Source organism: Stenotrophomonas sp. SrG (assembly GCF_050031795.1).
GTDB classification, from domain to species: Bacteria; Pseudomonadota; Gammaproteobacteria; order Xanthomonadales; family Xanthomonadaceae; genus Stenotrophomonas; species Stenotrophomonas rhizophila_A.
In genome coordinates, this window is sequence record NZ_JBNBBE010001441.1 from 1 (window position 1) to 234 (window position 234).

Genomic DNA, 234 nt, shown 5'->3' on the forward strand with positions numbered 1-234 from the left:
TCTCGCTGAACCTGCGCGCGGTGAGTTCCCCGCGCCAGGTCCAGGGCCAGGATGGGCGCCGCCTGCCGGCCACCGAGGTGTTGATCCACACACCGATGATCCGCGACCTGCTGCGCCGCGGCCAGGTGCACGAGATCAAGCCGGCGATGGAAGCCTCGCGGGAAGAAGGCATGGAGTGTTTCGACCAGGGCCGGTTCCGCATGGCCAAGGGCGGCATCATCGAGCAGGAAGAAG

The 234-nt window shown here is 67.5% G+C and carries 1 pseudogene; it reads left to right on the plus strand.

The window, feature by feature from the left end:
• Positions 1–234 (plus strand): annotated as a pseudogene (locus tag ACQG3P_RS24165) (type IV pili twitching motility protein PilT); the annotation flags it as partial.